Origin of the sequence: Flavobacterium sp., from assembly GCF_044368625.1 — a bacterium.
Taxonomy (GTDB): domain Bacteria; phylum Bacteroidota; class Bacteroidia; order Flavobacteriales; family Flavobacteriaceae; genus Flavobacterium.
The window spans coordinates 1-7,324 of the sequence record NZ_JBIPPD010000167.1; the positions used below are offsets into that span (position 1 = coordinate 1).

Annotated in this window: 4 protein-coding genes; 1 reads left to right on the top strand and 3 read right to left on the bottom strand. The window is 36.1% G+C overall.

The features are described 5' to 3' along the window. From ACIQ2X_RS11885 to ACIQ2X_RS11895, 3 genes are all read right to left on the bottom strand, one after another. Window positions 1-847, bottom strand: an 847-nt coding sequence (locus ACIQ2X_RS11885; RefSeq protein ID WP_396179132.1) for a CHASE3 domain-containing protein, incomplete at its 3' end; no start/stop codon positions are given. An 18-nt stretch (window positions 848-865) separates the two neighbouring features. After that, window positions 866-2,425: a response regulator gene (locus ACIQ2X_RS11890; protein ID WP_396179133.1), complete on the bottom strand. Its 1,560-nt coding sequence runs from the start codon at window positions 2,423-2,425 to the stop codon at window positions 866-868. A 243-nt stretch (window positions 2,426-2,668) separates the two neighbouring features. Then, window positions 2,669-3,136, bottom strand: coding sequence for a hypothetical protein (locus ACIQ2X_RS11895; RefSeq protein WP_396179134.1), 468 nt, complete (start codon window positions 3,134-3,136; stop codon window positions 2,669-2,671). Between the two features lie 549 nt (window positions 3,137-3,685). Between ACIQ2X_RS11895 and ACIQ2X_RS11900 the strand changes: the two genes are divergently transcribed. Further along, window positions 3,686-7,126, top strand: a complete 3,441-nt coding sequence (locus ACIQ2X_RS11900) for a methylmalonyl-CoA mutase family protein (RefSeq protein ID WP_396179135.1) — start codon at window positions 3,686-3,688, stop codon at window positions 7,124-7,126. Window positions 7,127-7,324 lie beyond the last annotated feature (198 nt).

Below are 7,324 nucleotides of genomic sequence, written 5' to 3' on the forward strand. Positions count from 1 at the left end.
TACCTGCCTTGATCCACTCTCTGCTTGCTAACTTATTAAAATTTTCTTGGAGCGATTCACTCATTTGATTTAACGAAAATCCAATACTTCCGATAGCTCCGTTACCGTCCTCTACCTTAATCGAATAATCGCCGCGGGTAATTTTCTCTGCTGCTATGCTAACCATCGAAATTCGTCGGGCTGTTTCTCGCTCGTTTTCTTCTAATAACTGGGTGAGTTCACTTCTTTTTTTGAAGTCATTTAAAATTCTTATAAAAAACAAAACGCTTAACGAAATTGCAATTAAAGCAGCAAAAAGGATTAAGATACTACTGTAAATACCATAATTTTTGGCTTTGTCCATTCGAATATTGAGTAAGTCGAGTTCTTCACTTTCTATTTTGTTATAAAGCAACTGTAACTTATCCATTATTTCTTTTCCCTGATTTAAATCCTCAGAACCCACATCTAATCCTTGTCGCTTTAAAAAAACTTTTTCTTTGAGATAATTATAAAACCTTTGATGTTCGGTTTTTATACTTCTCAAATTAGTTTGCTGCTTTCTATTGTCTTGGGTGAGTTCCTCCAATTCTTTAGTTACGTCATCCAGTTCAATACTGCTTTGCAAATAGCGGTTTAAAAAAGCATCGTTACCCGTAATCAAATAACCCCTTACACCTGTTTGAGCCTCAAGAACAATACGTTGCGATGCATTTATATTATAAATAATTTTTTGTGTATGATTGACAAGCGAATTACTTTCTAATAAACTGTTGATGCTCAAAAAAGATGCGGTCGAACTTACAATCAATATCACTACTGAAATGGCTGAACTAACTATTAAATTTCGTCTAAAATTACTTTCCATATAAGTCGGTATTCTATTTTATAAAGGTAAAATTATGATAAAGCTGGAGCCTTCTCCAACTGTGCTTTTAGCGGTAATAATACCGTTGTGTTTTTCAATAATTTTCTTTGCAATGGCCAGACCAATTCCCGTTCCTTCGTAAACTTGACGGTTGTTGAGACTCTGAAAAATGATGAATATTTTATAGAGCAAACTTTCGTCAAACCCAATTCCGTTATCGTTTACGGTTATTTTACAAAATTTTCCGTTGGAATCTTCTTGACTGTCAGCTGATTTTTCTGCAATTTGCTTCCAAGAAATAGAAATAATAGGCGGCACTCCTGGTTTGGTAAACTTGAGTGCATTTCCAATTAAATTCTGGAAAACTTGCCGCAATTGACTCGGAATACCTGGAATAGTTGGCAGTGGTGCTACGGTTATTGTTGGTTGTTTTGGATGTGCTTCTGAATCTAAATCATCCAACACTTCTTTTACCACAATATTTAAATCGGTAGTCTCAAAATTTGCAGTAGCAGAAAGTCGGGAATACGTGAGTAAATCGTCAATTAACTGGCGCATTCTTCGAGCAGAATTTACCGCCCGGTCGATGTAATCAATTGCAAGACTATCTTTTTCAATGAATCGGTCTTTGATCATTTTAACAATCATTTCAATTTTGCGAATGGGCTCTTTCAAATCGTGGGAAACTACCCACGCAAATTGTTGCAGTTCGTGATTGGTAAGCTCTAAATCTTCATTTTTTATGGTCAATTCTTTTGTACGTTTTTGTACCAAAGTTTCGAGTTGTTCGTTAACCAATTTCTGTTGATTGATATCCGTAAACGTTCCTACCCATTTTGTTATGAATCCCGATGGCTGAATGGGAACTACTTTCATCATAAAGTAACAATACTCTTTCGACTCTAGGTGGTGCAATCGAATTTCGGAGTTAAAGGATTTTCCAAGTTGCAAACGTACATTCCACTTTTCCCAAATGGGTTTATCTTCTGGGTGAACAGTTGGGAATTCAGTAGCACTTACGGAATAATCAAACCATTGGTGGTTGACGTATTCCAACTCCCCTTGCTTGGAAAGTACAAAAGCCATTTGTGGCAAAGATTCTAATACAAACTGCATTTGCTGCATCTCAAGCGACAACTTTTCTTGTGCCTTTTTACGAATTTCAACTTCTTTAGACAGCATTTCTTGAATGCCTTTCAATTCATTCTGCTGATCGGCTATTTTTAAAAATGATTTCACTTTTAAAATTAACAAATCGGGATCAACTGGTTTAGTGATGTAATCTACTGCTCCAGAAGCATATCCTTTTGAAATATACTTCTTGTCCTTACTACTAGCCGACAAAAACAATACAGGAATATCCTTAGTCCGATTGCTTTGAGCCAAAATTTCGGCTACTTCAAAACCATCCATTCCAGGCATTTGAACATCTAAAATAATCAATCTGTAATCGAATTTCAATATTTTTTTTAAAGCCTCGTCGCCCGAAATTGCCGTTTCTACTTTTAAGTTATGCACTTCAAGCGTTTTTTTTAACGCAATCAAATTGGCATCTATGTCGTCTACAATGAGTATCATTTCTAAAATTTAGATAAATTATTAGACCTTGGTCAGATCCAAATGGCGTTGGTAGTAAGCGGAATTTTTACGATTTAAACCATAATAAAAAATCGCTTTTGCATTTTTGATTACAAAGCGATTACGGACTGTTCGAAAATTGAATTAGTGTATCTGGGTTTTAATCAAACTCAAAAATAGTAAAATTTAGCGCATAAATAAAGGATTGATGAAAAAATAATTGCAACTTGTGTTGAAACTATTTTAAAGATATTGGGCATTGAGTCGCGACATTTTACTTTTTCTTGTAAGAATTTCTGCTAATTGACCAATTCTACACGGGAAAACATTGGCATATTCTAATTCATTTAAATTGGTCTCTTCAAAATTGAGTACATCACATTCTAAGGCTAAAGAAAGTAGTGTTTCATTGATGATCGTGTTTACCGCAAAAGCCATCGTAAAGCTCAAATTGTAAGAATTAACTTTAAAGATGCAAGGTTGTATAATTTTAGTGGACTTACTGAATGGATTCCAAAAACTTTGAACATAAATTTCTTGATTGTTTTCTTTTAAAATCTCAGCAATTGTACGCGAGGTTAACTGTGTGTTGGACATTTGAGGAAGCGATGCAATGCGGTCATAAAAAGCAGTACTTTGCAAAATTTCATTTGCTTTTTGAACCACATTAGCAATCGTACGGTTTTTTCCTTGGTATAATAGTTTAATCATATTTTCAGCATTTTACGAAATATTCAAAACTTTAAATTTTGTGTTTATAAAGAATTATTATAAGTAATTACTACAAAATTAGTCCCTACAATAATAAAAAATTAGTTTAAATGAAACAATACGATAATTGCCGTATTCGAGTACTATATTGTTTAACCACAACGTTTAAAACGTTTTATTAAAGGTACGAATTAATTATAAGCTAGGTTGCTAATCAATATGAATCTCCCGCATTAGTTTATGAAACTTCAATTTGACTTCACGATTCTATATCGGAATGCTAATTTAATGTTAAAATACAGCATCCTTTTTTATACAGCCATTGAACCGCCGCCATATTTCTCTTGTTTTAAAATTATATCTTTTTTAGAAAATGAAATGCCTCTTATCTATAAATGAGCATTCTAACTCTAGGTTAAAACTGGATCACCCACTGAGTTTTAACTGTTAGAAATACACAATTGTAATTCAAGAATCGACTCTTAAATAATTCGGTTAAAAATTATAAAATTCGTAAATTGCACCCATATAAATTACTTTTTAAATAATATGGAACAAGCCACACCTTATACACCTGAGAATAAAGTTAGAATTGTAACAGCCGCCGCACTTTTTGATGGACACGATGCTGCAATAAATATTATGCGACGTATTATTCAATCTACTGGCGTAGAAGTCATTCATTTGGGTCACGACCGAAGCGTTGAGGAAGTAGTAAATACCGCTATTCAAGAAGATGCCAATGCCATTGCAATGACATCGTATCAAGGGGGACACAACGAATATTTCAAATACATGTACGATCTTTTGCAAGAAAAAGGGGCTGGACATATTAAAATTTTTGGAGGTGGTGGTGGAGTAATTCTTCCGGATGAAATAAAGGAGTTGCAAGATTACGGTATTACCCGAATTTACGCTCCAGACGATGGTCGCGAAATGGGTTTACAAGGAATGATTAATGATTTGGTTCAGAAATCCGATTTTCCTATTGGGGATAAATTAGACGGTGAAGCCGATGATTTAGAAAATAAAAATCCAAGAGCAATTGCTCGTGTGATTTCTGCTGCAGAAAACTTCCCTGAGATAGCAAAAAGTACGATGGAAACCATCCATCAATTAAACGAATCATCAAAAATTCCTGTTTTAGGGATTACCGGTACAGGTGGTTCGGGAAAGTCATCATTAGTTGATGAATTAGTGCGAAGATTTTTAATCGATTTTCCAGAAAAAACCATTGGATTAATTTCAGTGGATCCTTCCAAAAGAAAAACAGGTGGTGCCTTATTAGGTGACCGAATTCGGATGAATGCCATCAATAATCCTAGAGTATTTATGCGTTCATTGGCAACCCGCCAATCGAATTTGGCTTTATCAAAATACGTTGCGGAAGCCATTCAAGTACTAAAAGCTGCTAAATACGATTTAATAGTTATTGAAACTTCTGGAATTGGTCAAAGTGATACCGAAATTATGGACCATTCTGATGTTTCACTTTACGTGATGACACCTGAGTTTGGTGCAGCAACACAATTGGAAAAAATCGACATGTTGGACTTTGCAGATTTGGTTGCTATAAACAAGTTCGATAAAAGAGGTTCACTCGATGCTTTGCGTGACGTAAAAAAACAATACCAGCGAAACCATAATCTTTGGGATGCGAATCCTGATGATTTACCTGTTTTTGGAACCATCGCTTCGCAGTTCAATGACCCAGGAATGAACACGTTGTACAAAGCAATCATGGATAAAATTGTAGAAAAAACCGAATCAGATTTGGTTTCTACCTTCAAAATTACCCGTGAAATGAGCGAGAAAATATTTGTAATTCCACCGCATCGTACACGTTATCTTTCAGAAATTGCCGAAAATAACAGAAAATACGATGCTACTGCTGAAGGCCAACGAAAAGTGGCGCAAAAACTTTACGGAATTTTCAAAACGATTGAAAGTGTTTCTGGCAAAAAAGCAGAACTCAATAAAGCAGGTATCGACGATACATCAGTTTACAAAAGTGCCAAAGATGGCGAAGACGAAAACCGTATTTTTCTAAACCTATTATTGAATCAGTTTGACAAAGTCAAAATGGATTTAGACCCATACAATTGGGAAATCATCTTGACTTGGGACGAAAAAGTCAACAAATACAAAAATCCTGTATACTCATTTAAAGTTCGTGATAAAGTTATCAAAATAGCGACTCATACCGAATCGCTTTCGCATTCGCAAATCCCAAAAATTGCCCTACCTAAATACGAAGCTTGGGGTGATATTTTGCGATGGAATTTACAAGAAAATGTTCCAGGAGAATTTCCTTTTACTTCAGGGTTGTATCCTTTCAAAAGAGAAGGCGAAGATCCATCTCGTATGTTTGCCGGTGAAGGCGGACCAGAACGAACCAACCGTCGTTTTCATTACGTGAGTGCTGGACTTCCAGCGAAACGTTTGTCAACCGCTTTTGACAGTGTGACTTTATACGGAAACGACCCCCATTTACGTCCCGATATTTATGGAAAAATTGGTAATGCCGGGGTTTCTATTTGCTGTTTGGACGATGCCAAAAAGCTGTATTCTGGATTTAATTTGGCACATCCATTAACGTCTGTAAGTATGACCATCAATGGCCCCGCTCCTATGCTTCTCGGATTTTTTATGAATGCAGCCATCGATCAGCAATGTGAAATTTACATCAAAGAAAATAATTTGGTGGATGAAGTGGAAGCCAAAATTGAAGAAATCTATAAGAAAAAAGGATTAACAAGACCTACATACAATGGAGCACTTCCGACAGGAAATGATGGATTGGGATTAATGCTTTTGGGCGTTACGGGCGATTTGGTTTTGCCAAAGGAAATTTACGAAGACATTAAAGTTCGTACCCTTTCTCAAGTTCGCGGAACAGTGCAAGCGGATATTTTGAAAGAAGACCAAGCCCAAAATACGTGTATTTTCTCGACAGAATTTGCTTTACGTTTGATGGGTGACGTGCAAGAATATTTCATTACCAATAACATTAGAAACTTTTATTCGGTTTCGATTTCAGGCTATCACATTGCCGAAGCAGGTGCAAATCCAATTACACAATTGGCTTTTACGTTGGCAAATGGTTTCACTTACGTAGAATATTATTTGAGCCGTGGAATGGACATCAACGATTTTGGACCCAACTTGTCGTTCTTTTTCTCCAACGGAATTGACCCTGAATATGCGGTAATTGGTCGTGTGGCTCGTAAAATTTGGGCGAAGGCCTTGAAAAATAAATACGGAGCCAACGAAAGAGCTCAAATGTTGAAATACCATATTCAAACTTCGGGTCGTTCCCTTCACGCTCAAGAAATTGACTTCAACGATATTCGAACCACTTTGCAAGCTTTGTATGCGATTTATGACAACTGTAATTCGCTGCATACCAATGCGTACGATGAAGCAATTACGACTCCAACGGAAGAATCGGTTCGTCGAGCAATGGCCATACAGTTGATTATCAATAAGGAATTAGGCTTAGCCAAAAATGAAAACCCAATCCAAGGTTCATTCATCATTGAAGAGTTGACCGATTTGGTGGAAGCTGCTGTTTTAATGGAGTTTGACCGTCTTACTGAAAGAGGTGGCGTTCTTGGTGCAATGGAAACAATGTACCAACGATCTAAAATTCAAGAAGAAAGTATGTACTACGAAATGTTGAAACATACAGGTGAATTTCCGATTATTGGAGTAAATACGTTTTTAAGTTCGAAAGGTTCACCAACAGTAATTCCAGCAGAAGTAATTCGTGCCAGTGAAGAAGAAAAACAGTTTCAGATTATGACTTTAGACAATCTACACCAATTTTACAAAACGGAAACAGCTGAAAAATTGGCAGCCATACAGGATGCTGCAATTAATAACCAAAATATGTTTGTCAAGCTAATGGAAGCGACTAAGGTATGTTCGTTAGGCGAAATAACCGCATCATTGTTTGAAGTGGGTGGACAATACAGACGAAATATGTAAGCAGAGAACCATTTTCTTTGAAAAAGAAAATGTGTGAATCGCTTATGCTGAGCTTTTTTAGCGAAGCATCTCAGAGAACCATTTTCTTTGAAAAAGAAAATGTGTGAATCGCTTATGCTGAGCTTTTTTAGCGAAGCATCTCAGAGAACCATTTTCTTTGAAAAAGAAAATGTGTGAATCGCTTATGCTGAGCTTTTT

Coding starts and splice junctions, on each gene's coding strand:
- ACIQ2X_RS11890 (WP_396179133.1), bottom strand. CDS start 2,425: ATGATACTCATTGTAGACGACATAGATGCCAATTTGATTGCGTTAAAA.
- ACIQ2X_RS11895 (WP_396179134.1), bottom strand. CDS start 3,136: ATGATTAAACTATTATACCAAGGAAAAAACCGTACGATTGCTAATGTG.
- ACIQ2X_RS11900 (WP_396179135.1), top strand. CDS start 3,686: ATGGAACAAGCCACACCTTATACACCTGAGAATAAAGTTAGAATTGTA.